Here is a 23034-nt window from a genome sequence, read left to right on the forward strand (position 1 = left end):
CTTCACTTCAGCTCCCCCAGCGTCCACCCACTTGCACCAGGCAACACGGCAATCTGCCGGATCGTGGTGACGGCACAGTCGCCCGGCTTGTCCGTGCATTGGGCCAGGGTGATGCGCAGGTGCTGGTCGTCGACAAGGTCGAAGTCCGCAAGCTTGGTCGTGGCAGGACTGGCCGCCGCTTCCAGCGCGGTGCCGATGAAGACGCCATTGCGGAATACGTAAAGCTGCAGCGCGTCCGGCTGGCACTGGCCATTCACCGAGACGGCGGCTTCGGCAACATAGGTGTCGCCCTTGCGCTGCGCTCGCCCGGTAAGCACGCGCTGACCGGTGAGCAGGAAGCGGTCCTCGTCGTTTTTCGGCGCGACGGCCTGCGCCTTGCACGGCACGGGTGCTTCCGCCGCCACCGCGCGCTCACTTGGTGCCAAGGGTTTCAAAGGCCTGGCGACATAGTGGTGGGCCGCGGCAGTGGCCACCGGCGCGGGTTGTGCCAGCCACAGGAATAGCGCCGTTGCGCTCAGCATCAACGCAGCCACCGCATACACCCGCCCGCGCAACAGGGGGCGGCGGTAAAGGAAAAGCAGGGCGCCCAATGCGATCAAGGTGGCTAACGGAGCCAAGGAGCGCCAGACCATCACAAGCAGGCCGAGCAAGGCCGCCGCCACCGCAAAGCGGGAGAGCGGGCCCTTGGCGGCGGCTGGTTCATCCGCTGACGAGGGTGGCAGAGGCGATGACTCATCCTGCTGTTGCTCCAGCTCCGGTAGAGGAGGAGGCAGTTGGCGGGAGCTCTCTGTTGTCGTTGCCTGGGTGAACTGGTCCGTCGCCGTGACGGTTGCGGCCAGCGGAGGCGGCAGCGGTGCCTCGATGGCGACGGGCTGCCAGGTAAACCATTGCTGGCCACCGTCGTGGCACCACTGGTCGCCCGGCTGGGCATAACGCGTCAGTGCGGCCTCGGGAATCGGGCCGCGCACTTGTTGCCCGCGTCGCAACCAGACCAGCGCCTCGCTATCAGGCAGGGACTCGGCCTCCACGCCCAGGGCGCGTAGCTGGGCCACTTGGGCATCGGCGGCGGCGGGGTCGAGGCCGCGGCGGATGATTAGCGGCGCGCGCTCGAACACGCGCTCGCGCAGTCCACTCATCTCCAAGCCGAAGGCGGCGGCCAGGCGCGCGTGCACGATGGCGGGGTCCTGCCCGTCGAGCAGGCGGCCGGAAAGCACCAGGCAACGGTGATCCATATCCATCGATTTCCCCTGCAGTGCCGCAACGTGCACCGATCCGGCAAGGGTAGGGGCCTGGCGTCGGGCCGACAAGCCACCGTGCAGGCTTCGGTTCGGCGCGGTGCTGCCCCTACAATGGCCGTTCAAGCTTGGCCATCCGGACTCCCCCACGTGATCTCCCGAGAAGAATTCGACGCACTGGCAACGCAGGGCCATACCCGCATTCCGCTGGTGCGAGAGGTGTTCTCCGACCTCGACACGCCGCTGTCGGTTTATCTGAAACTGGCCGATGGCCCGTATACCTTCCTGTTCGAGTCGGTCGAGGGCGGCGCCACCTGGGGACGCTATTCCATCATCGGCCTGCCGGCGAAGCGCGTTTACCGGCTGCGCGGGCACGAGCTGGAAGTGGAGGATGCCGGTGAAGTGACCGAGCGTCGCCAGGTGGAAGACCCACTTGGCGAGATCGAAAAGCTGCGCCAGCAATACGACGTGCCGCGCCTGCCGCAACTGCCGGCGTTCAGTGGCGGCCTGGTCGGCTATTTCGGTTTCGAGACGATTGGCTATATCGAACCGCGCCTGGCGCGCTGGGACCGCGCCGATGAGTTGGATACGCCTGATGTGTTGCTGATGCTCGCCGAGGAAGTGGCGGTTTTCGACAACCTCAAGGGACGCCTGTACCTGATCGTGCACGCCGACCCGTCGCAGCCCCACGCCTATGCCGAAGCGCAGCGCCGCCTGGACGCGTTGGTTTATCGCCTGCGCCAGAGTGGCGTGTCCTATCCCCAGCTCAACCAGTCGACCGCGCTGGACGAGGGCGATTTCAAGTCCTCCTTCACCAAGGAGGAGTTCGAGGCGATGGTGGAGCGCGCGAAGGAATACATTCGCGCGGGCGATATTTTCCAGGTGGTGCCGTCGCAGCGCCTGAGCGTGGGCTTCAATGCGCGGCCCGTCGATGTCTATCGCGCCCTGCGTGCGTTGAATCCGTCGCCCTATATGTACTTCGTCGATCTCGGCGCCACGCAGATCGTGGGTTCATCGCCGGAAATCCTGGCGCGCCTGAAGGACGGCAAGGTCGTGGTGCGTCCGCTCGCCGGCACGCGCAAACGTGGCGCCACCGAGGAAGAAGACCAGGCGCTCGAAGCCGAGCTGCTGGCGGATCCGAAGGAGCGTGCCGAGCACGTCATGCTGATTGATCTTGGGCGCAACGATATCGGCCGCATCAGCGAGACCGGCAGCGTGGAAGTCAGCGAATCCTTCGCGGTCGAGCGCTATTCGCACGTGATGCACATCGTCTCGCAGGTGCAAGGCAGCGTGCGTCCCGGCATCGGCTATATGGATGTGCTCAAGGCGACGTTCCCGGCTGGCACGCTTAGCGGCGCGCCGAAGATCCGCGCGCTGGAAATCATCCAGGAACTGGAGCCGTACAAGCGCAACATCTATGCCGGCGCGATCGGCTGGATCGGCTGGTGGGGAGATGCGGATACGGCCATCGCCATCCGCACCGCCGTGATCCAGGGTGGCCGCCTGCATGTGCAGGCCGGTGCCGGCATCGTTTATGACTCCGACCCTGCTTCCGAGTGGGAGGAGACCATGAACAAGGGGCGCGCGCTGTTCCGCGCCGTGGCGCAGGCGGCGCAAGGGTTGTGAGCATGCGTCGGCACGCGGTATTGCCCTGTGTCCTGGGCTTGACCGGCAGCTTGCTCGTCACCTCGGTGCCTGCACGGGCGCCCGACGCACCCGCGGTCTGGCGTGGCGACTTCACCTCGCGCGTGGAAGTGCTGGCGCTGTTGCAGTCGCTCAACGCCGATCTCTTGAGTCACCCAAGCGCCACCTTGACCCTGGAGCGCTGGTGCGGTTCGCATCATCTGGCAGTCGAGGCCACCGTGGTGGCCGAGCGCGTCCACGGCGTGGACAAGCCGTTGCCGGAAGGCGCGCGCGAACAGCTTGGCATCGGAGCGGACGAATTCGTGCGCTACCGTCGCGTGCAGCTCGCTTGCGGCGGCCATGTGCTTTCCGAAGCCGATAACTGGTACGTGCCCGGTCGCCTGACCGACGCGATGAATCGCGAACTCGATACCACCGATACGCCGTTCGGCAAGGTGGTGCAGCCACTGCATTTTCGCCGGCAGACGCTGACCGCCGATCTGTTGTGGTCACCACTGCCGCCGGGCTGGGAGAACGGTGCCTCCTTGCCGCCATCCCAGGCCGACGCACTGGTGATCCCGCACTTCGTGCTGCAGCACCGGGCGGTGCTGTACGACCAGGCAAACCGCCCTTTCAGTCTGGTCATCGAGAGCTATACCTCGAACGTGCTGGCCTTTCCTTCGGTAACCCCAGGCGGCAGTCCATAGCGCAGGCGCCCTCTCCTTGCCTCGGGGACTCGTATTTCTTTCCATGTTCCTGCAAGAATGTACGGGCACGATCACCGGGGGGCTGGTCGTGCCTAGGCATCCCGCCTGTCGCCAGACAGGTCGCCCGCATTCCACGGGCCGTCGCGGATACGCGCTATCGCCGCCTGTTCGTATCCCGCCGTCCGGGCTTCCTGGAGGGATGACTGGTGAACGCGCGGGATTTCTTTGTCAGGGGAACGACATGCAGCATTTATCGAAGAAGGTCGTTGTAATAGCCTGTGCCATGAGCCTTACGGCTTGCGCATCGATCGTAGGCGGTCGCTATCAACACGTTTCCGTGGAGGCACGCGCCGCTGACCAGAGCGTCACGGCCGACTGCACGCTGAGCAACGGTAGCGGAAGCGTTCATCTGGCTGTACCCGGAACGGCCGTCGTCCGCCGCTCTTCGCAGAGCCTCAATGTCACTTGCGCTAAGGACGGCAAACAGATTGCTCAACAGTCGTATGAATCGAATGTGCGCGGCATGGTTTGGGGCAACATTTTGTTCGGCGGCTTGATCGGTATCGTCGTCGATTTTTCCAATGGTGCGGCACATCACTATCCGGACAAATTGAGCGTGCTGCTTCCTTCGTCGTACGCGTCAATCCCCACGGTGCCGGTTGCGAATGGCTCATCGTATGCAGCGCAGGGCGCTCCGAACGCTTCGCCGAGCTCGAGTAATCTGGCTAGCCTGGATCGCCGCATCAGCAGCCCCATGTTCAATGCGGCCCAGAACATCGCTTCGACAAAGCAATGCGATCGCGCGATCCGGGTGCTGATGGTCGATGGCGCGCGTGCCATGTTTGAGGCGCAGTGCCCGGGTGCGGATCTGGTGCAGATCGAATGCGAGGGTGATCATTGTGTAGCCCTACATCCGGCCGCTTCATGATCGAACCAGCGCGCGGCCTCTAGTGCCGCGCGCTTTTTGCTGGCTTCCCTCGCCGTAAGGATGCGGAGCAAAGGGCGCTGTTCGCGTGAAGAGGCGAAGGATTTTCAGACTGGTCCGATACTCCGATCAGGCGGTGATGACTGATCTTCCGGGTTCGTCATTTGACCGGCTGGCTCAGCTCGATGGGAAAGCAAGCCCGCATGGCTGTCACCACCATCGAATACACCGTGTCCAGGCACCAGAGCGATACCGCTCACTGCACCGGCACGTCATAAATCGTGTCCGTCGCGGGTCCCGGCGTGAGCGTGTAGTGCCACCATTCCATCGGGTAGTTGCGGAAGCCTTCACGCTCCATGGCGTCGCGGAGCAGGGCGCGGTTGGTGCGTTGGGCGGGTGTCGCCAGCGGCGAATCGGTGTTTGCCAACGGGCCGAAGAAATCAAAGCCCGTGCCCATGTCCAGTGGCGCGCAATGTGCATCGCTGGCATCGCATTGGAGCAGGGTCAGGTCCGCGGTAGCGCCACGGCTATGCCCCGATACGGGCGCGATGTAGTCACCGAGCAGTTGGCTCTTGTCCAGATCGGGGTAATGCGCGGCCTTGGTTCGCTGGTCGGCTAGGTCCGACGCCCAGCGTACAAAATGCTTTACCGCGCGTGCCGGTCGGTAGCAGTCGAATAACTGCAGGCGAAGATGGCGTGGGCGCAAGTCGTGTTCGACGCGGGCGAGTGCTTCGGCCGCGGGTCTCAGCAGGAAGCATTTTGGTGCGAGATAGCCATCCACCGGCGCACCAACGAAGTTGTCGCTGCCGGCGTACTTGATGTCCTCGGCGATGTCCGGCACCAGTTGCCGAATATCGACCAGGCCTGCCTGAGCGGTGGTGGTGGCGGTCGACAGCGCCGGCGTTGAGTCCGCCGCCGCATGGTTGGCCAGCAGCAAGCCGGCCAAGGCCAGCGCGAAGACACCGACCGGGACACCGAACACGTTCATGCCGTCTCCTCTTGCCGTGGTGTGGGGCATCGTACAGGCTCGGCGCGCAGGTGGTTCATGTGCACGCCGCGCAGCGGGCATGGAGCAGCATCAGGCGCCGTGAGGCGATATCCTCGCCGCGGGGCTCGACGCTTTGCGACGCCCGCATTGGCTTCGACGTAAAGGATCAGCATGCGATTGTTCCCTGCCGCAGCACTGCTATTCGCCGTCTCCCTGGTTGCCGTACCCGTGCACGCGTCCCATGGAGGCGGGCAGGGGCAGGTGCCACCTTCTGGCGTTATCGGCGTGGACAACGAAGCCATGCTCACGCCCGAATTCTGGATTCAACAGCTGGCCCAGCCTGATCGGGTGCTGCTCGGCGCGGACGCCATCTCGGCGCAGAATCTTCGGCTGTTCCAGCTCGATCCGTCCATGCGCGATCTTCGGAGCCTGCCGACGCTGCTGGTGCAGGAGCAAGTGCTGGCCTGGATCAAGAACATCTCCGTGCTGCCGAAGCAGCCGCTTTACGACGCGAAAGGCGAACGAGTACCCGCGGATACGCTCCAGCAGATCACCGATCGGCTCGCGCTCGACAACGTGCCGATGGAGCAATCCACCCGCTATGGCCTGGTGCTGCGTCGCGCCGCCTTGCGCAGTTTCCCGACCGACTTGCGCGTGTTCACCTCGGCGGACGACAGCGATATCGATCGCTTTCAGGAGACGGCTGAGTTCCCCGGCACGCCGGTGGTGATTGCGCATGCAAGCCGCGATGGCCAATGGTTGTTCGTGCTTAGTCCGCGTTATGCCGCATGGACACGCAAGGACAACGTCGCCGAGGGTTCGGCCGAACAGGTCTTCGGCTATGCGCAAAGGCAGCCGCGGCGCGTGGTGACGGGTCCGCGGGTGGAGACGGTTTACTCGCCCGAACAGCCGGATCTGTCGCAACTGCAGCTGGATATGGGCGCTGGCGTACCCATGCTGGCCGACCATCCCGCCGACCAGCCCGTCAATGGCGAATCGCCTTATACCTCGCATGTGATCGAACTGCCGATACGCACGGCAGCCGGCACGCTCGGCTTCTCGCCGGCGTTGATCCAACGGCAGGCGGATACCGCCGCCGATCACTTGCCGCTCACCGAAGCGAATATTCTGCGCCAGGCGTTCAAGTTCCTGGGCGAGCGCTATGGTTGGGGGCATGCCTACGACGGGCGCGATTGCAGCGGTTTCGTGGCGGACGTTTATCGCAGCATGGGCGTGCAGATGCCGCGCGATACCAGCAGGCAGGCGGTCAGTCCGGCGTTGGCGCATCAGGTGTTCACCAGCAAGGACCGCCACGATGCCCGCATGCAGGCAGTCGACGCCTTGCAGGTGGGCGACCTGGTCTACATACCGGGTCACGTGATGATGGTGATTGGCCGGCGTGGGGGAGAGCCGTACGTCATCCACGACACCACCGGCATCAGCTATCGCGATGACAGCGGGGCGCTGCGCGAGGTCAAGCTCAATGCGGTGTCGGTGACGCCCCTGCTGCCCTTGATGCTCGACAGCAAGCACTCGTATGTGGACAGCATGACCGGCATCGTGCGTGTCCGACCCTGATCCACCGGGGTCTACCCATCCCGGACGCATTGAGGCAGGCTGGGCGCACCGGTTCCGATCCTTGCTGACGCGACTTCGCATGCCACCCATCCATCGTCGTTCCGGGTACCGCCGAGTCCTGGCTTGCGGCATCGCCCTCGTGGCCCTCGTCGCGAGCGCCATCGCCCTGGCTGGCGAGGGCGCGACGGGCTGGCGCGATTCGCGCCAGCTGGTGCTGGTGGTGATTCCCGACTGGAACACCGATCACGGCGTGCTGCGCGCGTACCAACGCACAGGCGATACCTGGCATCAGGTCGCCGGCGCGCAAGCTGTAACCATCGGGCACGCGGGTGCTGCCTGGGGTCTGGGCCTCAACGCAGCACAGGCAGAGGGCCCGCAGAAACAGGAAGGCGATGGCCGCAGCGCCGCTGGCGTGTATCGCATTGGCGAGGCGTTCGGCTACGCGTCGAAGACGGATACCCAACTGCCATATCGTGCACTGCAGGTATCCGACTACTGCATGGATGTGAGCGGTTCGCCTTACTACAACCGCATCGTCGATACGCGCCAGGTGGGCGAGCAGGCGGTGGCCGGTTCCAGCGAGCCGATGCGACGCGACCTGCATCTCCATGGCGACCAGCTCTACAAGGTCGGCTTCGTCATCGAGCACAACGCCCAAGGGCGCGAAAAGGCAGGCAGCTGCATCTTTGCCCATGTATGGAAATCGCCCACGGACGCCACCGCCGGTTGCACCGCCATGCCGGAACCGGTGATGCGCCAGCTGCTGGCGTGGCTCAAGCCGGAGGATCACCCGGTCTTCGTGCTTTTGCCGCAAACCGAGTACGCCCGTTTGCAGTTGCCCTGGCACTTGCCTGAAGTGGGGCAGCAGCCCTGAGCGCGTGCCGAAGCCGCTATTTGCTGCACTGCGGCGCCAGTTTGAGCACAATGCACCTTCTGCCACCGCGTAGCCGCGGCCGGGCGTTCTCCATCGGGCGGCAATAGCGCCTCGTTTCGTGCTCAATTGTTGCCTTTAATCAATAAGTTGGCCTCTCTATGCTGCTGATGATCGACAACTACGACAGCTTCACCTTCAACCTCGTGCAATACCTGGGCGAGCTGGGACAGGAGGTGAACGTGGTGCGCAACGACGCGCTGGACGTGGCTGGCATCCGCGCGCTGCGACCCACCCACATCATGATCTCGCCGGGACCAGGTACGCCGGACGATTCGGGCGTGTCGTTGGACGTGCTGCGTGAACTGGCCGGGGAAATCCCGGTGTTCGGCGTATGCCTGGGGCACCAGGCGATTGGCCAGGTCTTCGGTGGCAAGGTGATTCGCGCCAAGCAGATCATGCATGGCAAGACCTCGCCGGTACGCCATCGCGGCAAGGGCGTGTTTGCCGGCTTGCCCGATCCGTTCGAGGCCACGCGCTATCACTCGCTGGTGGTGGAGCAGGACTCGCTGCCCGATTGCCTTGAAGTCACCGCGTGGACGGAAAATCCGGATGGATCGATCGACGAAATCATGGGGCTGCGCCACAAGACCTTGAACGTCGAGGGCGTGCAGTTCCATCCGGAGTCGATCCTGACCCAGCACGGCCATGACCTGCTGCGCAATTTCCTCGGCCTGCCGCTGCGGCTGGCTGCATGAACGACGTGTCCGGCATCCCGCCAGTCGGCCGCCGCGTGACGATTACGCCGCAGGAGGCGCTGCAGCGCACGATCGAGCATCGCGAGATCTTCCATGACGAGATGATCGAGCTGATGCGGCAGATCATGCGCGGAGAAGTGAGCCCGCTGATGACCGCAGCGATCATCACCGGCCTGCGCGTGAAGAAGGAAACCGTGGGCGAGATCACCGGCGCGGCGCGCGTGATGCGTGAGCTTTCCGCCAAGGTCGAGCTGCCGCCGCATGAACATTTCATCGACATCGTCGGTACCGGCGGTGACGGTGCGTCCAGCTTCAATATTTCCACCGCGTCGATGTTCGTGGCCGCGGCAGCGGGCGCGCGCATCGCCAAGCATGGCGGTCGCAGCGTGTCGTCCAAGTCGGGCAGCGCCGATGTGCTCGAGGCGCTGGGCGCGGCGATCGACCTGCCGCCGGCGCAGGTGGCGCAATGCATGCATGAAACCGGCATCGGCTTCATGTTCGCACCCAATCATCATCCCGCGATGAAGGTGGTGGCGCCGGTGCGCAAGGAAATGGGCGTGCGCACGCTGTTCAATATCCTTGGGCCGCTGACCAATCCGGCGGGTGCGCCCAACATTCTCATGGGCGTGTTCCATCCCGACCTGGTGGGCATCCAGGTGCGCGTCCTGCAGGCGCTCGGCGCGAAACATGCACTGGTTGTATGGGGACGCGACGGCATGGACGAGATCTCGCTGGGCGCAGCGACCCTGGTGGGCGAGCTGCGCGACGGCGAAGTGCGTGAATATGAGGTGGAGCCGGAGGATTTCGGCCTGGCCATGGCGTCCAGCCGCAACCTGCGGGTGGAGAATGCGCAGGAATCGCGCGCTATGCTGCTGGAGGCTTTGGATGGTCGCGGCGGCGTGCCACACGACATCGTTTGTCTCAATGCGGGTGCGGCGCTCTACGCAGCCAATGTGGTGGATTCGATCGCCGCCGGCATCGAGCTGGCGCGCGCAACCATCGCCAGCGGCGCAGCTCGTGCGAAAATGGACGCCTTCGTGGCTGCGACACGGCGTCTTGCCGATCAGCACTGACGCTCTTGCCACGTTTTTCACGCAATGACCGATTACGCTGCCGACATGACCGACATCCTCCAACGCATTTTGACCCGCAAGACCGAAGAGGTCGCCGAACGCAGCGCCAGGCTCCCCTTGATCGAGCTTTCCGCGCGCGTGGGGGATCTTCCGGACACGCGTGGTTTTGCCGCGGCGATCGAGGCCAAGATCGACGCTGGCCTGCCGGCCGTGATCGCCGAAGTGAAGCGCGCGAGTCCGAGCAAGGGCGTGATCCGCCCCGATTTCGATCCCGCCGCCATTGCACGCAGCTACGAAGCGGGAGGTGCAGCCTGTCTTTCGGTGCTGACCGATCGCGACTTTTTCCACGGTTGCGAGGATTTCCTGCAGCAGGCGCGTGCAGCCTGTTCGCTGCCGGTGCTGCGCAAGGACTTCGTGATCGATCCGTATCAGGTGTATGAGGCGCGCGTGATCGGCGCCGACTGCATCCTGCTGATCGTCGCCGCGCTCAGCGATGGCGCCCTGCTGGAGCTGTCGATGCTCGCGGCCGAACTCGACATGGACGTGTTGTGCGAAGTGCACGATGCCGAAGAGCTGGAGCGAGCGCTGGCCTTGCCGGTGCCGCTGATCGGCGTCAACAACCGCAACCTGCGTACCTTCCACACCTCGCTCGAGACCTCACTGGAGCTGCAGCAGCTGATGGAATACGACCGCATCCTGGTCAGCGAGTCGGGTATTCATACATCCGACGACGTGGCCCTGCTGCGTGATGCTGGCGTCAACGCGTTCCTGGTCGGCGAGGCGTTCATGCGTGCGGACGATCCTGGCAGCGAGCTCAAGCGCCTGTTCGACGGCAAGTAAGTGATGGCGACAGTAGAAAAAGAGTTGATGCCGGATGCTGCGGAGGTGGCCGCGACCGCAGCGCGTACGGTGCTGTTCGACTTCGATGGCGTACTGATTCACGGCGACGCGTTTTCCCTGCTCATGCGTGAGTGCTACGAGCGCTCCTTGCTGCGCAAGCTGGCCGGCGTGCTGGCCTTGCCGTGGATCGCCCTGGTGCTGCCGTTTTCGCGCAAGCAGGCGGCGCGTACGCTGGTCCATGTGGCCTTGCTGGGCTTGAACGAGCGGCGCTACCAGGCGGTGGCGCAAGCGTTCGCTGCCAGCCTGGTGCGGCGTCCGCGCCAGTTCAGTCGCGATGGCTTGCTGGCCTTGCGTCGTCATCAGGCGGAGGGCGACCGCGTCATCGTGGTGACGGGGTGTGAGCAGGTGTTGGTCAGCCATATCCTCGATCAGCTCGGGCTGGGCGGCATCGAAGTGCTGGCTTCGCAACTGCGGCCCGGCATCCTGGGCATGCGCGTGCGGCTGCACAACCTGGGGCAGCGCAAGCTCGTCCGGCTGGGCGAGCTTGGCGTGAAGGAGTGGCATGTGGCCTACAGCGATTCGCTGGTGGACGTGCCGATGCTCAAGCCGGCCGGCGAGGCGGTGCTGGTCAATGGCACGCCGAAGCTGTGCAAGAAGATGGAAAAGGCGCTGGGGCGCACCATCACCCGGGTGGAGTGGTTCTAGGGCCTGACGTCCGGCAGGGTTGCGTGATGGATTCCTGGCAATTACGTTAGTGCTAACGCAATTGCCAGATGGGTCCTTTGATGTACCTCGCATCGCTCGGTGAACTGGCCCTGGGCAGTCGGCTCAAGGCGCTCAGCGACCATTTCTACGCGGCGGCTGACGAGGTCTATCGCAGCTGCGGGGCACCCATCGAGTCACGCTGGTTCCCGGTGCTGCGCTACCTGTGGGAGCACGATGCGACCACGGTCAGTGAGGTGGCCACGGCCATCGGCCAGACCCATTCCGCCGTGAGCCAGCTCGCGGACAAGCTGGTGCGCGCCGGCCTGGTGAAGCGGCGCAAGGACGCACGGGACGGCCGCCGCAGTTTGCTGGTGCTGACGGACAAGGGGCGTGGCGCGCTGACCTCGCTTGGCCCGGTGTGGGTCGCGATCAGGCGCGGGGCGATGGCTTCGCTGGGTCAGGACGGCTTGACCTTGCTGGCCGCTCTCGATGCCTGCGAAAAGGCTTTGCAGGAGCGCCCGCTGGTGGCGTCCATACTGGCCGAGCATGCCGCGCTCGGCGCAGCCGAGCTGGAGATCATTTCGTACGAGCCGGCTTTGAAGGAACACTTCTACCGCCTCAACGCAGCATGGCTGGAGCGGTATTTCCGTCTGGAAGATATCGATCGCGTCGTGCTCGGCGACCCCGGGCGCTACGTGCTGAAGCCCGGCGGCGCCATCTTCTTCGCCCGCCTGGGCGGCGAAATCATCGGAACCTGCGCGCTGTTGCACGAATCGCCCGGTGTCTATGAGCTGTCGAAGATGGGCGTGGACGAGGCATTCCGCGGCCTGGGCGCCGGGCGTCGCCTGCTCGACGCGGCGATTGCCGAATTTCAGCGGCGCCAGGGCAGGGAGCTGTTCCTGGAGTCCAACAGCCGCCTGAAGACGGCGTTGCGCATGTACGAGCAGGCGGGCTTTGTCATGCAGCCGTCGGTGCGGCCCGGCTCGCATTACGAGCGGGCCGACGTCTACATGGTCTACGAAGAGAACTCCCGGAGGCCGCACCCGCTGGGGCAGGGTGCGGCGAAACGAACCCGGCGTACCGGTTAGCGGGTGCCGCGCACCACGATGGTCTTGCCGGCCACGTCGATCATGCCCTGCTCCTCCAGCTGCTTGAGCACGCGGCCGACCATTTCGCGGGAGCAGCCCACGATGCGGCTCACTTCCTGGCGCGAGATGCGGATCTGCGTGCCTTCCGGATGGGTCATGGCGTCCGGCTCCTGGCACAGGTCCAGCAGGGTCCGGGAAATGCGGTTGGTGACGTCCATGAACGCCATGCGGCTGACCTGGCGCGAGGTGCGCAGCAGGCGGTTGGTGAGCTGGGAGCCGATCGCGAACAGGATCTTCGGGCACTCCTCGCGCAGCGGACCTTCCATCAGCTGGAACAGGCGTTCGTAGCTGATTTCGGCCATCTCGCAGGCGGTGCGGGTGCGCACCATCGACTCGCGCTGCGCCTGTTCCACGAACAGGCCCATTTCGCCGATGAACTGGCCACGGCTGAGGTAGGCGAGGATCAGTTCCCGGCCCTGCTCGTCCTCGGTGCATACGGCGAGGGAGCCGTCGATGATGTAGTACAGCGTGTTGGCCGGATCGCCCGGGCGGATGATGGCCGTCTTGCCCGGGTAACGGCGCCGGTGGCAAAGGGCCAGAAAACGCTCCATGGATGCCGGGTCCGGTGCAAAATTGGCTGGCGCCTGAGAACGTTCAAAAGCTTGTTGTAGCTGATATTTGAGTTGCGCCACGATGTGTCCCGTAGATTAAGGTCCGAGGCCCGCAAGCGGCCCCCGTGTGTCCAATCCATCCCCCCTCCGGGCATTATGGCAAACTAACAAGACCTGCCGAAGGTTCAGTTTTTCTTTTTTTTGCCGCATACTTCACGGTCTTTCGGACGCGATCCCCTTGTCGCGCTCCGGTCACAAGGGTCGTGGAAGCTTCAGGCTTTCACGTCGAATTATCCAGCGGGGACCCTTGTCGCTAACCCGCCTCTGCTGCTGGCCGTACGTCCCGGTCATGGAGAGCCGTTGTGGTGAAACCACTTCCCCGCCTGCGTCTGCAGGGTTTCAACAACCTGACCAAGGCGTTGAGCTTCAACATCTACGACATCTGCTATGCGGTGTCCGAAGAACAGCGTCAACGCTATATCGAATACATCGATGAGCAGTATGACGCCGACCGTCTCACCCAGATCCTGACGGATGTGGCCGAGATCATTGGCGCCAACATCCTGAACATCGCACGCCAGGATTACGATCCGCAAGGTGCATCGGTCACCATCCTCATCTCCGAGGAGCCGGTGGTCGAGAAGCTGGGCCGCGACACCATCTCCGGTGCCGTGGTGGCGCATATGGACAAGAGCCACATCACCGTCCATACCTACCCGGAAACGCACCCGCACAACGGTATCGCGACGTTCCGCGCGGATATCGACGTGGCGACCTGCGGCGTCATTTCCCCGCTGAAGGCCCTGAACTACCTGATCGACAGCTTCGAGTCCGATATCGTCATCGCCGACTATCGCGTGCGCGGCTTTACCCGCGACGTGAAGGGCAAGAAGCACTTCATCGATCACAAGATCAACTCCGTACAGGACTACCTGGCCAAGCACATTCGCCAGAAGTACGAGATGTTCGACGTGAACGTGTACCAGGAAAACATGTTCCACACGAAGATGCACATCAAGGATTTCGACCTGGATACGTATCTGTTCGAGGCGCATGCCGACGATCTCTCGTTCAAGGAGCGCCAGCGCATCGAGTCGCTGCTGCGCCGCGAGATCGAGGAGCTGTTCCACGGCCGCAACCTGATGTGACCTTCGGGTGCGAGCGATAAAAAACCCGCCGAAAGGCGGGTTTTTTATTCCGATTGCCCCTGTAGGAGCGCACCCTGTGTGCGAAAAGCCTACGAAGCGCAGACGCCGTCGCAAGCCCGATCGCGCACAGGGTGCGCTCCTACACAGAGGGGCGCGCGGTCTAAACGCGGTAGGCCACCGCTTTCATCACCATCGAGCTCAGGTGCATGAGCCCCGGGATCGGGAACGGCAGGTCGATGCCGCCGCGCAGCTTGGCCTCATGCGCATGGCGTACCTCGTCGGCCTGCATCTGCGTAAGGATCGCGCGCGAACGCTCGTCCTGCGGCGGCAGCTTGTCCAGGTGCTCTTCCAGATGCGCTTCCACCTGGCGCTCCGTCTCGACCACGAAACCCAGGCTCACCGGATCACCGGCTAGTGCGGCAGCGGCTCCGATCACATAGCTGCCCGCGTACCACAGTGGATTGAGCAGGCTGGGGCGACTGTCCAGTTCCTTAAGGCGCTCCGCGCACCAGGCCAGATGGTCAGTTTCCTCACTGGCGGCATGTTCCAGGTGCTCGCGGTTCTCCTCGCTGCGCGCCAACGCGGCCTGGCCGTCATACAGCGCCTGGGCGCAAACCTCGCCGGTGTGGTTGATGCGCATCAGCCCGGCGGCGTGGCGGCGCTCGGCGTCGTCCATGTCGGACTCGTCAAACGCCTCGGCGGGCGAGGCCCGGCCGGCTTCCGGCGAACCGGCCACGGTTTCCAGTGCGCGTTCGAGGCCAGCCAGCAAACGATCAAGCGGGGAAAGCGTGCGTGCGTTCATGGCGGTACCTCTAAGGGATCAATTGCTGGGCCAGCAAGGTCAGTGGGTGCAGGTGTGGCCAGTGCCGGCCGCCTTCGTCCATCCCTGCGGCCAGATGCAGGCGGCAACCGATATTGGACGACAACAGCTGCTGGGGTGCCAAGGCGGCAATTTGTTCCAACGTGGCGTCGCGCAGGCGCGCGGCGCGCTGCGGAAACTCCAGCATGTGGGAGCCGGCGGCACCGCAGCAGTGCGGCGGACGTGGCAGCGGCTTCACTTCCAGCTGTGGCACCTGGCGCAGCAAACCAAGCAGGGCGGTTTCGCTGCGCGCCACATTGACTTGCGTGCAGGGCAAATGCACGGCAACGCGTCGGGCCAGCGGCTGGAAGCGCAACTGATTCGCACGCGCGGAAAGCAGGGTGATCGGGTCCGCAACCGTGACGCCCGGCAGGGCGCGCCTTAGCGTGCCCAGGCAGCCTGGCGTGACCGACACCAAAGACTGGGCTCCCGCCGCCTGCCACGCGTCCCGCACGCGTTGTGCGGCGCGCTCGGCGCCCTCGGCTTCGCCGCCGTGCAGATCGATGGCGCCACAGCAGAAGGCGGGCAGCAGGGAAACCCGATAGCCCGCCGCGCGCAGCAAGGTGATGGCCGCCTGCTGGGCCTGGGCATCCTCGATGCTGGCGACGCAGCCTGGAAACAGCGCGACGCCTGGTTCGGCCGACGGAGCGTCGGCCGGGGGCGTTGGCAGTGCGGCCTGATTCGGCGCATCCGTCAGCGTGCCCAGAGCGGCGCGCCACGCCGAGGCGGGCGGCAGTCGCTGCGCAAGGCGCCGTTTCCAGTGAGCGAGCCTGAACATGCGGGCGAGACGGCTAGCGAGCCGCCATAAGGCAGGTCGCTTGATCAGTGCCAGCAGCAGCCGTGGTCGATCCGGTGCAGGTCCCAACAGGGCACGCGTTTCCACCAGCAGCTCGCCATACTGCACATTGGCCGGGCAGACCCGCTCGCAGTTCAGGCAACCCAGGCAATGATCCAGGTGTTCCCGCAGCGCTGCCGTGGGTTCCACCTCGCCCCGCGCCAGCGCGGCCGCTATGGCGATGCGGCCGCGCGGCGACTCCGCCTCGTTGCCATCCAGGGCATAGGTTGGGCACACCGGCAGGCACAGCCCGCACTGGACGCACTGGTCCGCCAACGAGGCAATGCGTAGGGGGGGCTTTTCATCGGGCATGCCGATCATGCTATCATCGCCAGCTCGCAGCCCGCCGGTCGGTGGGCTTGCGCGATTGATGAAAACTCCGTTATCATCTCGCGCCTTTGTTCCACCGATTACGTGTACCGCCCTGGTGGCGGCAGACTAGGTATTCTGAAATGAAAACGTTCAGCGCCAAGCCGGAAAGCGTCAAGCGCGATTGGTTCGTGATTGATGCAACGGACAAGACGCTCGGTCGTCTGTCGACCGAGATCGCCCGCCGTCTGCGCGGCAAGCACAAGCCCGAGTTCACTCCTCACGTCGACACGGGCGATTATATCGTCGTGGTCAACGCCGAGAAGGTTGCCGTCACTGGCGCCAAGCTGGACGACAAGATGTACCACCGCTTCACCGGCTACGTCGGCAACCTGAAGACCATGAGTCTCAAGGATCTGCTGGCCACGCACCCGGAGCGCGTGATCGAAATCGCCGTCAAGGGCATGCTGCCGAAGAATCCGCTCGGCCGCGCGATGTACCGCAAGCTCAAGGTGTACGGCGGTGCCGAACATCCGCATACCGCACAGCAGCCGCAGGCGCTGGAACTCTAAGGAACCATCATGGCGATCCAGCAAAATTACGGCACCGGCCGCCGCAAGACCTCCGCCGCCCGCGTGTTCCTGCGCAAGGGCAAGGGCGAGATCATCGTCAACGGCAAGAGCCTCGAGCAGTTTTTCGGTCGTGAAACCTCGTGCATGATCGTGCGCCAGCCGCTCGAACTGATCCAGGCTAGCGACAAGTTCGACGTCAATGTCACCGTTGCCGGCGGCGGCATCACCGGCCAGGCCGGTGCGATCCGTCTCGGCATCGCCCGTGCGCTGATCGAGTACGACGAAACCCTGAAGCCGCAGCTCCGCAAGGCTGGCTTCGTGACCCGCGACGCCCGCGAGGTCGAGCGTAAGAAGGTCGGTCTGCACAAGGCCCGCCGCGCTACCCAGTTCTCGAAGCGCTAATCGCGCTTCGACGGTACGGTGCATCAAGTCAGAGCGCACCGCTCCGCAGGGTTTTGGGAGATCGTCTAACGGTAGGACAACGGACTCTGACTCCGTTTATCTAGGTTCGAATCCTAGTCTCCCAGCCAAAATAAAAAGCCCGCCTTTACGGCGGGCTTTTTATTTTGCCTGGGACACAGGAGGCGACCCTACGTTCGACAAATTCGTCCGGAACGAATTTGGACAGCGCGCCAGCGCTGGCCCCGCAGCGCGCAGCGCGTAGGGGTGAGCCCCATGGATGGGGCGAACAATCCTGGTCCTACACGCTGACGCGGCTCGCTCTTTGTTTCTGGCTTGAATTACCGGAGGCAAACCAAGTTATTCAGCAGTTCCAGTGCCTCGCACTCTGGGCCAGCGCGCGCCGAACAATCCTGGTCCCCCGCGCTACCCGGCCATGCACCAGCCTGAACATCCAGCGCAACCCCTCAAACCACCGCAGCAAATAGCGCCACAAGCGCAAGTTCATGTTTTTACGAAACATTCTTCTGCCGTGATGCGTTTCACAAATATCACCAAATCTCACCAAGGCTGACAGACTTCCGCCGCGCCAAGCGTAGTCTTGGGTCGCCGCACCGGTGCATCACCGGGTTCGTCGTTGGGGAGGCGGCAGCATCTCTTACCGTTGGTCTTCAGGCACCGCCGTCCGCGCCGGTTGCGTTGGCGAGCTGCGTCTTGCTGGACCTTTCCGAAGTCATTGGGAGGAAGCGACGTGAGATTGAATACGGTATGTACGCGCGGTCAACGGACCGCGAGAACACTGTTGACGCTATTGGCCGTAGGAATAGGGGCCACCTTTGCGGCGCACGCCGACGCCGCCACCATCGGGCTGTTGTCCAAGCCACTCGTCTCGCACCCGGCAAACGACAACGACCGCGTCACCGTGGAAGGCAATGTGTCGCCCAATGCCACCGCGGAGAACGATCGCGGCCTCGCGCAGGACAGCCTTGCGCTGGAGCATATGCAATTGCTGCTCAAGCGTCCGGCCGATCGCGAGGCGGCGTTGCAGGCATTCATGCAGCAGCAGCAGACCAAGGGTTCGCCCAACTATCGCAAGTGGCTGACCGCTGACGAATTCGGTCAGCAGTACGGCGTGTCGCAGTTGGATATCGACGCCGTCACCGGATGGCTGACGTCGCATGGCTTCACCGTCAACCGCGTCTATCCCAGCGGCACGATGATCGATTTCTCCGGTAATGCCGGTGCAGTTCGTCGCGCGTTCAACACTGAAATCCATCATCTGCATGTTGGCGATTCCGACCACATCGCCAACATGACGGATCCGCAGATTCCGGCCGCTTTCGCTGCCGTGGTCGCCGGCGTGGTGTCGCTCAACGACTTCCGTCCGCATACCAACAGCAAGCCACGCGCGGACTACACCTTCACCAGCAGCGGTAGCACTTACCAGGCCGTGGTGCCGGCGGACCTGGCGAAGATCTACAACTTCACGCCGCTGTTCAACGCAGGCATCAACGGTGCCGGCCAGACCATCGTGCTGATCGAAGACACCAACGTGTATTCGACCGCCGATATCACGACGTTCCGCTCGACCTTCGGCCTGCCGGCCGCCACCTTTACCCAGGTGCATCCGGGTAGCTGCACCAACCCGGGCGTCATCACCGGTAATGATGGCGAAGCCGAGCTGGACGTGGAGTGGGCCGGTGCTGCGGCACCGGGCGCGACCCTGGAACTAGCCTCCTGCGCGGATACGTCCACGACATTTGGCGGCCTGATCGCGATCCAGAACCTGATCAACGCTTCCGGCACGCCGCCGGCGATCATGAGCGTGAGCTACGGCGAGTGCGAAGCCGCCAACGGCGCCACTGCGAATGCGGCCTACATCTCCACCTATCAGCAGGCCGCTGCCGAAGGCGTGTCGGTGTACGTCTCCTCCGGTGACGAAGGTGCTGCAAGCTGTGATGCCAACCAGACGAAGGCCACCCACGGTATCGGCGTAAGCGGCTTTGCATCGACGCCATACAACGTGGCGGTGGGCGGTACGGACTTCGGCGATACCTACGCCGGCACCAACAGCACGTACTGGAGTTCGACCAACGGCTCCACCTACGGCTCGGCGCTGTCGTACATTAATGAAATCCCGTGGAACGACTCGTGCGCCAGCGTGCTGATCAGTGGCAAGAGCGGCTACAGCACGCCGTATGGCACCAGCGGGTTCTGCAACAGCGCTACGGGCAAGGCCTACTACCTGACCACGGCGTCGGGCAGTGGCGGTCCCAGTGGTTGCGCCAGCGGTTCGGCCACCACATCGGGCGTGGTCAGCGGCACCTGCAAAGGTACGGCCAAGCCCTCGTGGCAGTCCGGTTTCCTGGGCAACCCGGCGGACGGCGTGCGTGATATTCCGGACGTCTCGCTGTTCGCGGCGAATGGCGTGTGGGGTCACTACTATGTCTATTGCTACACCAATACGGCCGGTGGCGGCGTAGCCTGCACGGGCGCACCGAGTGCCTGGGCTGGCGCAGGCGGCACCTCGTTTGCCTCGCCGATCATGGCGGGCATCCAGGCGCTGGTGAACCAGAAGATCGGCGCCAGCGTGGGTAACCCGAACCCGACGCTCTACTCGCTCGCGAAGACGGAGTACGGCACCAGCGGCAGCACCTCGTGCAATTCCAGCAATGGCAATGGCGTGGGCAGCGGCTGCGTCTTCTACGACGTCACCCAGGGCGATATGGACGTGAACTGCACGGGCACGCACAACTGCTATCGACCTTCGGGCACGTACGGCGTGCTGTCGACCTCCAACTCCAGCTATGCGAAGGCCTATGGCACGGGCACGGGCTGGGACTTCGCGACCGGCATCGGCACGGTCAACGCTGCCAACCTGGTCAACGCCTGGCCATAAGGGTTATTTGACCTGTGCAAGCAAAAACGCCTCCCGCGCAAGCGGGAGGCGTTTTCTTTTCCGTGCCCCGAGCGGCGCGCAAGCAGGCGCGTCGCATGGCGTGTTCACATCACGCGATCGCCTACCAGCACCACATCGGCCGGGCGCCGCGCGAACAGTCCCACGGCGACGATGCCTGGAAGCTGGTTGAGGTCGTTCTCCAGCGCCACAGGGTCGACGATCTGCCAGCCATGCACATCGATGATCCAGTTGCCGTTGTCGGTCACCACGCCGTCGCGCCACACCGGCTGGCCGCCACGCTTGACGATCTCGCGGCCGATCAGGCTGCGTGCCATCGGAATCACTTCGATCGGCAGCGGGAACTTGCCTAGCAGATCCACCTGCTTGCTCGAGTCGATGATGCAGATGAACTTCTCGCTCGCCTCGGCGACGATTTTTTCGCGCGTCAGCGCGGCGCCGCCACCCTTGATCAGGCGCTTGTGCGTATCGCACTCGTCCGCGCCATCGACATAGAGGCTGAGCGGGCCTGTGGCATTGAGGTCGAGCACCGGAATGCCCAGGCGCTTGAGGTGGGCGGTGGACTGTTCCGAACTGGACACGGCGCCCTGGATGCGATCTTTCAGGTCGGCCAGCGCATCGATGAAGTAGGCGACGGTGGAGCCGGTGCCGACGCCGACGATGGCGCCGTCCTCGACGTAGCGGATGGCGGCTTCGCCGGCCTGGCGTTTCTCGTTGGCGTTGCTCATGTCATGCGTCCCGATGGGTAAGAGTTATTCCATGCCCAGGATGTGGCGCCATTCGGTGGCTTCCACCGGCATCACGGAGAGGCGGTTGCCTTTGCGCACCAGCGCCATCTCGGCCAGGGCCGGTTCCGACTGCAGTTCCTTCAATCCAATCGTGCGCTTGAGCTTCTTGACGAATTTCACGTCCACCAGCATCCAGCGCGGATTGTCGCGCGCACTGGCTGCGTCGAAGTACTTGCTCTTGGGATCAAACTGGCTGGGGTCGGGGTAGGCATCGGTGGCCACTTCGGCCACGCCGACGATGCCTGGCTCGGCGCAATTGGAGTGATAGAAGAACACCTTGTCGCCCACCTGCATGCCATCGCGCATGAAATTGCGCGCCTGGTAGTTGCGTACGCCGTCCCAGGCTTCCTGGCCCTTGCGCTTCAAATCATCGATGGAAAACGCGTCCGGCTCGGATTTCATCAGCCAGTACTGGGTCTTGGCGGTCATGCGCGGGCTTCTCCATCCTCGCCGGAGGCGTGGCAATCAATCAGTTCGAGATCGGTGGCGATGAAGTCGAGCGGCACGTCCCATGCTTCGACGTCGATCTGCGGTAGTTCCTGGAACGCATAAGCGATGCCAACCAGTAGCGGTTCTGTGGGTCGGACCTGTTCACGCAGGAAGGCAAAGCCGCGGTCGTAATAGCCGCCACCCGTACCCAGGCGGTTGCCCTGGCGGTCGAACGCCAGCAGGGGCAGCAGCACCAGGTCGAGCTGGAACGGTTCCAGCAGTTCCTTCGGCTCGACTGGTTCAGGAATGCCGTAGCGGTTCGGCTGCACATCGTCGCCAGCCTGCCAGGGCGCGAAGCGCAGGCGATGGTTGGGGCCGATCACCGGAAGCAGGAACTGTTGGCCGCGGGTGGCCAAGGGCGGAATGACCAGGTTGAGCGGCAGCTCGCCGTTGCTGGCCCAGTAACCGGCCACCCGAGCATCGGTGAGGTATTCAGGCAGCTGCTCCAGGCTGCGTCGCAGGCCCTGGGCGGCAGCGATACGCTGCGGCGGCTTGAGCGCACGGCGCTGTCCGGCTAGTTGCTGGCGTAGTTCGCGTCGCTGGGCGGTGGCGTCCACGTTCGCGTCTCCAAAAGAGCCTGTTGCATATCTTTTCATAGTTCGCGTTGTTCACCTGTGCCTGCCAGGGAGTGGGGCGTGGTGCAGCGCCTGACTGGCCGTCAGGTCAAACCGCGCACCGCTCCCTGGCGGGCACAGGTGAACAACCCTCCGGGCCGGGTCTGTTTGCCCCCTACCCAGCGTCATCACTCGGACGTGTATCGACATACACGTCCTCGTTCTCCCTTGGTTGGCGGGCAAACAGCTCCCGGCGCGAACCATGAAAAGATATGCAACAGGCTCTGCGAGCTCGCGAACGTGCGGCGAGCGGCCCTGAACCGTACGGCGCCAGGCGGCGCCGTACGGATGGGGAATGAGGTGGCGTTAACCGCGATGCCGCTGCCCACCGAACGACCTTGATCCACGATGGATCAGGTGGGAGGGCTTACAAGGTCTCGAGGCTTTCCGCACGCGGCGGACATGCACAACAACCAATGAAAAACCGACCCGGGGCCGTATTTAGGAACAAGGCAAATGTAAGAGTGTGCTGGCGCACAACGCAGAAAACGCCGAGGTCTATTTTAGTTGGGTGTCGAGGGCAGCTTCAAGCTTGCGTCGCAATGCGGCCAAGCCTTCAGTCACGCCCTGGTCACTGCCAGTGTGCGTTTTTTTCAGCGCTAGGAACTCGTGCGTCACGCTGATGGCGGCCAACACGGCCAGGCGATCGAAGCCCGGCGCCTTGGCATTGGCACGCAGCTCGCGCATCTTGCGATCGAGATAGGCTGCCGATTCCAGCAAGCCCTCGCGTTCTTCCGGCGAGCAGGCGATCAGGAATTCGCGGTCGACGAGTCGCAGTGCGACCGGTTCGTTAGGAGTGCTCACGCTGCTCTCAGCCATTGTTCTCAAGCGCCTTCAGTCGCTGGATCATCGCTTCGACGCGGCTGCGCGCCTGCTCGTTGCGCGCCATCAGGCCTGCGCGTTCGTTCGCCAGCTGTTCCTGGCTATGTCGCAGGCTGCGGTTTTCCTCGGTGAGTCGGCGCACGACTTCGAGCAGGCGATCGAGCTGCTCGCCGATGGCAGCAAGCTCTTGCTTGACGGGGTCTGGCTTGACGGATTCGGGCGCGCTCATGGGCCGAAACTATAGCAGGAGGCCTGCCGAAAACAGCAGGCTCCGTACGGT

The 23034-nt window shown here is 63.9% G+C and carries 24 protein-coding genes, 1 tRNA gene and 1 other RNA gene; 15 read left to right on the forward strand and 11 right to left on the reverse strand.

Annotation, left to right across the window (positions count from 1 at the left end; all coding sequences use genetic code 11):
- Positions 1-2: 2 nt before the first annotated feature.
- Complete coding sequence (locus OUZ49_RS19305; RefSeq protein ID WP_266152247.1) at positions 3-1238, reverse strand: hypothetical protein; 1236 nt, start codon at positions 1236-1238, stop codon at positions 3-5.
- A 147-nt stretch (positions 1239-1385) separates the two neighbouring features.
- Between OUZ49_RS19305 and trpE the strand changes: the two genes are divergently transcribed.
- The 3 genes from trpE to OUZ49_RS19320 all read left to right on the forward strand — a co-directional run bounded on the left by trpE (position 1386) and on the right by OUZ49_RS19320 (position 4493).
- On the forward strand, positions 1386-2861 hold the full coding sequence (gene trpE, locus OUZ49_RS19310; protein WP_266152248.1) for an anthranilate synthase component I: 1476 nt from the start codon (positions 1386-1388) through the stop codon (positions 2859-2861).
- A gap of 2 nt (positions 2862-2863) precedes the next feature.
- A complete protein-coding gene (locus OUZ49_RS19315; RefSeq protein WP_266152249.1) occupies positions 2864-3565 on the forward strand; it encodes a hypothetical protein in 702 nt (233 codons plus the stop codon).
- A 241-nt stretch (positions 3566-3806) separates the two neighbouring features.
- Entirely contained in the window at positions 3807-4493 is a 687-nt protein-coding gene (locus OUZ49_RS19320) for a hypothetical protein (protein WP_266152250.1), read from the forward strand.
- Positions 4494-4746: 253 nt separating this feature from the next.
- On the opposite strand, the gene OUZ49_RS19325 is transcribed toward OUZ49_RS19320, so the two are convergent.
- Positions 4747-5478 carry a M15 family metallopeptidase gene (locus OUZ49_RS19325; RefSeq protein WP_266152251.1) on the reverse strand — a complete coding sequence of 244 codons (732 nt, stop codon included), beginning with the start codon at positions 5476-5478 and terminating at the stop codon, positions 4747-4749.
- Positions 5479-5649: 171 nt separating this feature from the next.
- Here OUZ49_RS19325 and OUZ49_RS19330 point away from each other — a divergent pair, with 171 nt between their 5' ends.
- The 7 genes from OUZ49_RS19330 (at position 5650) to OUZ49_RS19360 (ending at position 12391) form a co-directional block, all read left to right on the forward strand.
- A complete protein-coding gene (locus tag OUZ49_RS19330; protein ID WP_266152252.1) occupies positions 5650-7056 on the forward strand; it encodes a C40 family peptidase in 1407 nt (468 codons plus the stop codon).
- A 79-nt stretch (positions 7057-7135) separates the two neighbouring features.
- A complete protein-coding gene (locus OUZ49_RS19335; protein ID WP_380005173.1) occupies positions 7136-7930 on the forward strand; it encodes a L,D-transpeptidase family protein in 795 nt (264 codons plus the stop codon).
- A gap of 158 nt (positions 7931-8088) precedes the next feature.
- Positions 8089-8685: an anthranilate synthase component II gene (locus OUZ49_RS19340; RefSeq protein ID WP_266152253.1), complete on the forward strand. Its 597-nt coding sequence runs from the start codon at positions 8089-8091 to the stop codon at positions 8683-8685.
- A complete protein-coding gene (trpD, locus tag OUZ49_RS19345) occupies positions 8682-9758 on the forward strand; it encodes an anthranilate phosphoribosyltransferase (protein ID WP_266152254.1) in 1077 nt (358 codons plus the stop codon). Before OUZ49_RS19340 ends, trpD begins: the two co-directional genes overlap by 4 nt.
- Positions 9759-9803: 45 nt before the next feature.
- Positions 9804-10598 carry an indole-3-glycerol phosphate synthase TrpC gene (trpC, locus tag OUZ49_RS19350; RefSeq protein WP_266152275.1) on the forward strand — a complete coding sequence of 265 codons (795 nt, stop codon included), beginning with the start codon at positions 9804-9806 and terminating at the stop codon, positions 10596-10598.
- Between the two features lie 3 nt (positions 10599-10601).
- Complete coding sequence (locus OUZ49_RS19355) at positions 10602-11303, forward strand: haloacid dehalogenase-like hydrolase (RefSeq protein WP_266152255.1); 702 nt, start codon at positions 10602-10604, stop codon at positions 11301-11303.
- Between the two features lie 68 nt (positions 11304-11371).
- Positions 11372-12391, forward strand: coding sequence for a bifunctional helix-turn-helix transcriptional regulator/GNAT family N-acetyltransferase (locus tag OUZ49_RS19360; protein WP_266152256.1), 1020 nt, complete (start codon positions 11372-11374; stop codon positions 12389-12391).
- Here the strand turns inward: OUZ49_RS19360 and crp are convergent.
- Complete coding sequence (crp, locus tag OUZ49_RS19365) at positions 12388-13002, reverse strand: cAMP-activated global transcriptional regulator CRP (RefSeq protein WP_266152257.1); 615 nt, start codon at positions 13000-13002, stop codon at positions 12388-12390. The genes OUZ49_RS19360 and crp overlap by 4 nt on opposite strands.
- 362 nt (positions 13003-13364) lie before the next feature.
- Here crp and speD point away from each other — a divergent pair, with 362 nt between their 5' ends.
- Positions 13365-14150, forward strand: a complete 786-nt coding sequence (speD, locus tag OUZ49_RS19370; RefSeq protein ID WP_026633844.1) for an adenosylmethionine decarboxylase — start codon at positions 13365-13367, stop codon at positions 14148-14150.
- 160 nt (positions 14151-14310) lie between these two features.
- Here speD and coq7 read toward each other — a convergent pair whose 3' ends face one another.
- Together coq7 and OUZ49_RS19380 are read right to left on the reverse strand one after the other, a co-directional pair.
- Positions 14311-14952: a 2-polyprenyl-3-methyl-6-methoxy-1,4-benzoquinone monooxygenase gene (gene coq7, locus OUZ49_RS19375; RefSeq protein WP_266152258.1), complete on the reverse strand. Its 642-nt coding sequence runs from the start codon at positions 14950-14952 to the stop codon at positions 14311-14313.
- Between the two features lie 10 nt (positions 14953-14962).
- On the reverse strand, positions 14963-16165 hold the full coding sequence (locus OUZ49_RS19380) for a (Fe-S)-binding protein (RefSeq protein ID WP_266152259.1): 1203 nt from the start codon (positions 16163-16165) through the stop codon (positions 14963-14965).
- A 131-nt stretch (positions 16166-16296) separates the two neighbouring features.
- Between OUZ49_RS19380 and rplM the strand changes: the two genes are divergently transcribed.
- The 4 genes from rplM to OUZ49_RS19400 all read left to right on the forward strand — a co-directional run bounded on the left by rplM (position 16297) and on the right by OUZ49_RS19400 (position 20023).
- On the forward strand, positions 16297-16725 hold the full coding sequence (gene rplM / locus OUZ49_RS19385; protein WP_046972628.1) for a 50S ribosomal protein L13: 429 nt from the start codon (positions 16297-16299) through the stop codon (positions 16723-16725).
- Positions 16726-16734: 9 nt separating this feature from the next.
- Positions 16735-17127, forward strand: a complete 393-nt coding sequence (gene rpsI, locus OUZ49_RS19390; protein ID WP_266152260.1) for a 30S ribosomal protein S9 — start codon at positions 16735-16737, stop codon at positions 17125-17127.
- 54 nt (positions 17128-17181) lie between these two features.
- Positions 17182-17255: transfer RNA gene (locus OUZ49_RS19395), tRNA-Gln, on the forward strand.
- Positions 17256-17926: 671 nt separating this feature from the next.
- Positions 17927-20023, forward strand: coding sequence for a S53 family peptidase (locus OUZ49_RS19400; RefSeq protein WP_266152261.1), 2097 nt, complete (start codon positions 17927-17929; stop codon positions 20021-20023).
- 104 nt (positions 20024-20127) lie between these two features.
- Here OUZ49_RS19400 and rpiA read toward each other — a convergent pair whose 3' ends face one another.
- The 6 genes from rpiA to OUZ49_RS19430 form a co-directional block, all read right to left on the reverse strand.
- Positions 20128-20769, reverse strand: a complete 642-nt coding sequence (rpiA, locus tag OUZ49_RS19405) for a ribose-5-phosphate isomerase RpiA (protein WP_266152262.1) — start codon at positions 20767-20769, stop codon at positions 20128-20130.
- A gap of 24 nt (positions 20770-20793) precedes the next feature.
- Complete coding sequence (locus OUZ49_RS19410; RefSeq protein ID WP_266152263.1) at positions 20794-21258, reverse strand: EVE domain-containing protein; 465 nt, start codon at positions 21256-21258, stop codon at positions 20794-20796.
- Positions 21255-21875: a 5-formyltetrahydrofolate cyclo-ligase gene (locus OUZ49_RS19415; RefSeq protein WP_266152264.1), complete on the reverse strand. Its 621-nt coding sequence runs from the start codon at positions 21873-21875 to the stop codon at positions 21255-21257. The genes OUZ49_RS19410 and OUZ49_RS19415 overlap by 4 nt, the downstream gene beginning before the upstream one ends.
- 360 nt (positions 21876-22235) lie before the next feature.
- Positions 22236-22423, reverse strand: a non-coding RNA gene (gene ssrS, locus OUZ49_RS19420) — 6S RNA.
- 7 nt (positions 22424-22430) lie between these two features.
- A complete protein-coding gene (locus tag OUZ49_RS19425; RefSeq protein ID WP_266152265.1) occupies positions 22431-22751 on the reverse strand; it encodes a cell division protein ZapA in 321 nt (106 codons plus the stop codon).
- Positions 22744-22983 (reverse strand): TIGR02449 family protein, encoded by a 240-nt coding sequence (locus OUZ49_RS19430; protein WP_266152266.1) that lies wholly within the window; start codon positions 22981-22983, stop codon positions 22744-22746. Before OUZ49_RS19430 ends, OUZ49_RS19425 begins: the two co-directional genes overlap by 8 nt.
- Positions 22984-23034 lie beyond the last annotated feature (51 nt).

The sequence above is a fragment of the Dyella halodurans genome, assembly GCF_026283925.1.
GTDB lineage: Bacteria > Pseudomonadota > Gammaproteobacteria > Xanthomonadales > Rhodanobacteraceae > Dyella > Dyella halodurans.

What these genes read in the sequence shown, in the direction of transcription:
- OUZ49_RS19305 (WP_266152247.1), bottom strand. Translation starts at nt 1,238, where the DNA reads ATGGATATGGATCACCGTTGCCTGGTGCTTTCCGGCCGCCTGCTCGAC.
- OUZ49_RS19315 (WP_266152249.1), top strand. Translation starts at nt 2,864, where the DNA reads ATGCGTCGGCACGCGGTATTGCCCTGTGTCCTGGGCTTGACCGGCAGC.
- OUZ49_RS19320 (WP_266152250.1), top strand. Translation starts at nt 3,807, where the DNA reads ATGCAGCATTTATCGAAGAAGGTCGTTGTAATAGCCTGTGCCATGAGC.
- OUZ49_RS19325 (WP_266152251.1), bottom strand. Translation starts at nt 5,478, where the DNA reads ATGAACGTGTTCGGTGTCCCGGTCGGTGTCTTCGCGCTGGCCTTGGCC.
- OUZ49_RS19330 (WP_266152252.1), top strand. Translation starts at nt 5,650, where the DNA reads ATGCGATTGTTCCCTGCCGCAGCACTGCTATTCGCCGTCTCCCTGGTT.
- OUZ49_RS19335 (WP_380005173.1), top strand. Translation starts at nt 7,136, where the DNA reads ATGCCACCCATCCATCGTCGTTCCGGGTACCGCCGAGTCCTGGCTTGC.
- OUZ49_RS19340 (WP_266152253.1), top strand. Translation starts at nt 8,089, where the DNA reads ATGCTGCTGATGATCGACAACTACGACAGCTTCACCTTCAACCTCGTG.
- trpD (WP_266152254.1), top strand. Translation starts at nt 8,682, where the DNA reads ATGAACGACGTGTCCGGCATCCCGCCAGTCGGCCGCCGCGTGACGATT.
- trpC (WP_266152275.1), top strand. Translation starts at nt 9,804, where the DNA reads ATGACCGACATCCTCCAACGCATTTTGACCCGCAAGACCGAAGAGGTC.
- OUZ49_RS19355 (WP_266152255.1), top strand. Translation starts at nt 10,602, where the DNA reads ATGGCGACAGTAGAAAAAGAGTTGATGCCGGATGCTGCGGAGGTGGCC.
- OUZ49_RS19360 (WP_266152256.1), top strand. Translation starts at nt 11,372, where the DNA reads ATGGGTCCTTTGATGTACCTCGCATCGCTCGGTGAACTGGCCCTGGGC.
- crp (WP_266152257.1), bottom strand. Translation starts at nt 13,002, where the DNA reads ATGGAGCGTTTTCTGGCCCTTTGCCACCGGCGCCGTTACCCGGGCAAG.
- coq7 (WP_266152258.1), bottom strand. Translation starts at nt 14,952, where the DNA reads ATGAACGCACGCACGCTTTCCCCGCTTGATCGTTTGCTGGCTGGCCTC.
- OUZ49_RS19380 (WP_266152259.1), bottom strand. Translation starts at nt 16,165, where the DNA reads ATGATCGGCATGCCCGATGAAAAGCCCCCCCTACGCATTGCCTCGTTG.
- rplM (WP_046972628.1), top strand. Translation starts at nt 16,297, where the DNA reads ATGAAAACGTTCAGCGCCAAGCCGGAAAGCGTCAAGCGCGATTGGTTC.
- rpsI (WP_266152260.1), top strand. Translation starts at nt 16,735, where the DNA reads ATGGCGATCCAGCAAAATTACGGCACCGGCCGCCGCAAGACCTCCGCC.
- rpiA (WP_266152262.1), bottom strand. Translation starts at nt 20,769, where the DNA reads ATGAGCAACGCCAACGAGAAACGCCAGGCCGGCGAAGCCGCCATCCGC.
- OUZ49_RS19410 (WP_266152263.1), bottom strand. Translation starts at nt 21,258, where the DNA reads ATGACCGCCAAGACCCAGTACTGGCTGATGAAATCCGAGCCGGACGCG.
- OUZ49_RS19425 (WP_266152265.1), bottom strand. Translation starts at nt 22,751, where the DNA reads ATGGCTGAGAGCAGCGTGAGCACTCCTAACGAACCGGTCGCACTGCGA.
- OUZ49_RS19430 (WP_266152266.1), bottom strand. Translation starts at nt 22,983, where the DNA reads ATGAGCGCGCCCGAATCCGTCAAGCCAGACCCCGTCAAGCAAGAGCTT.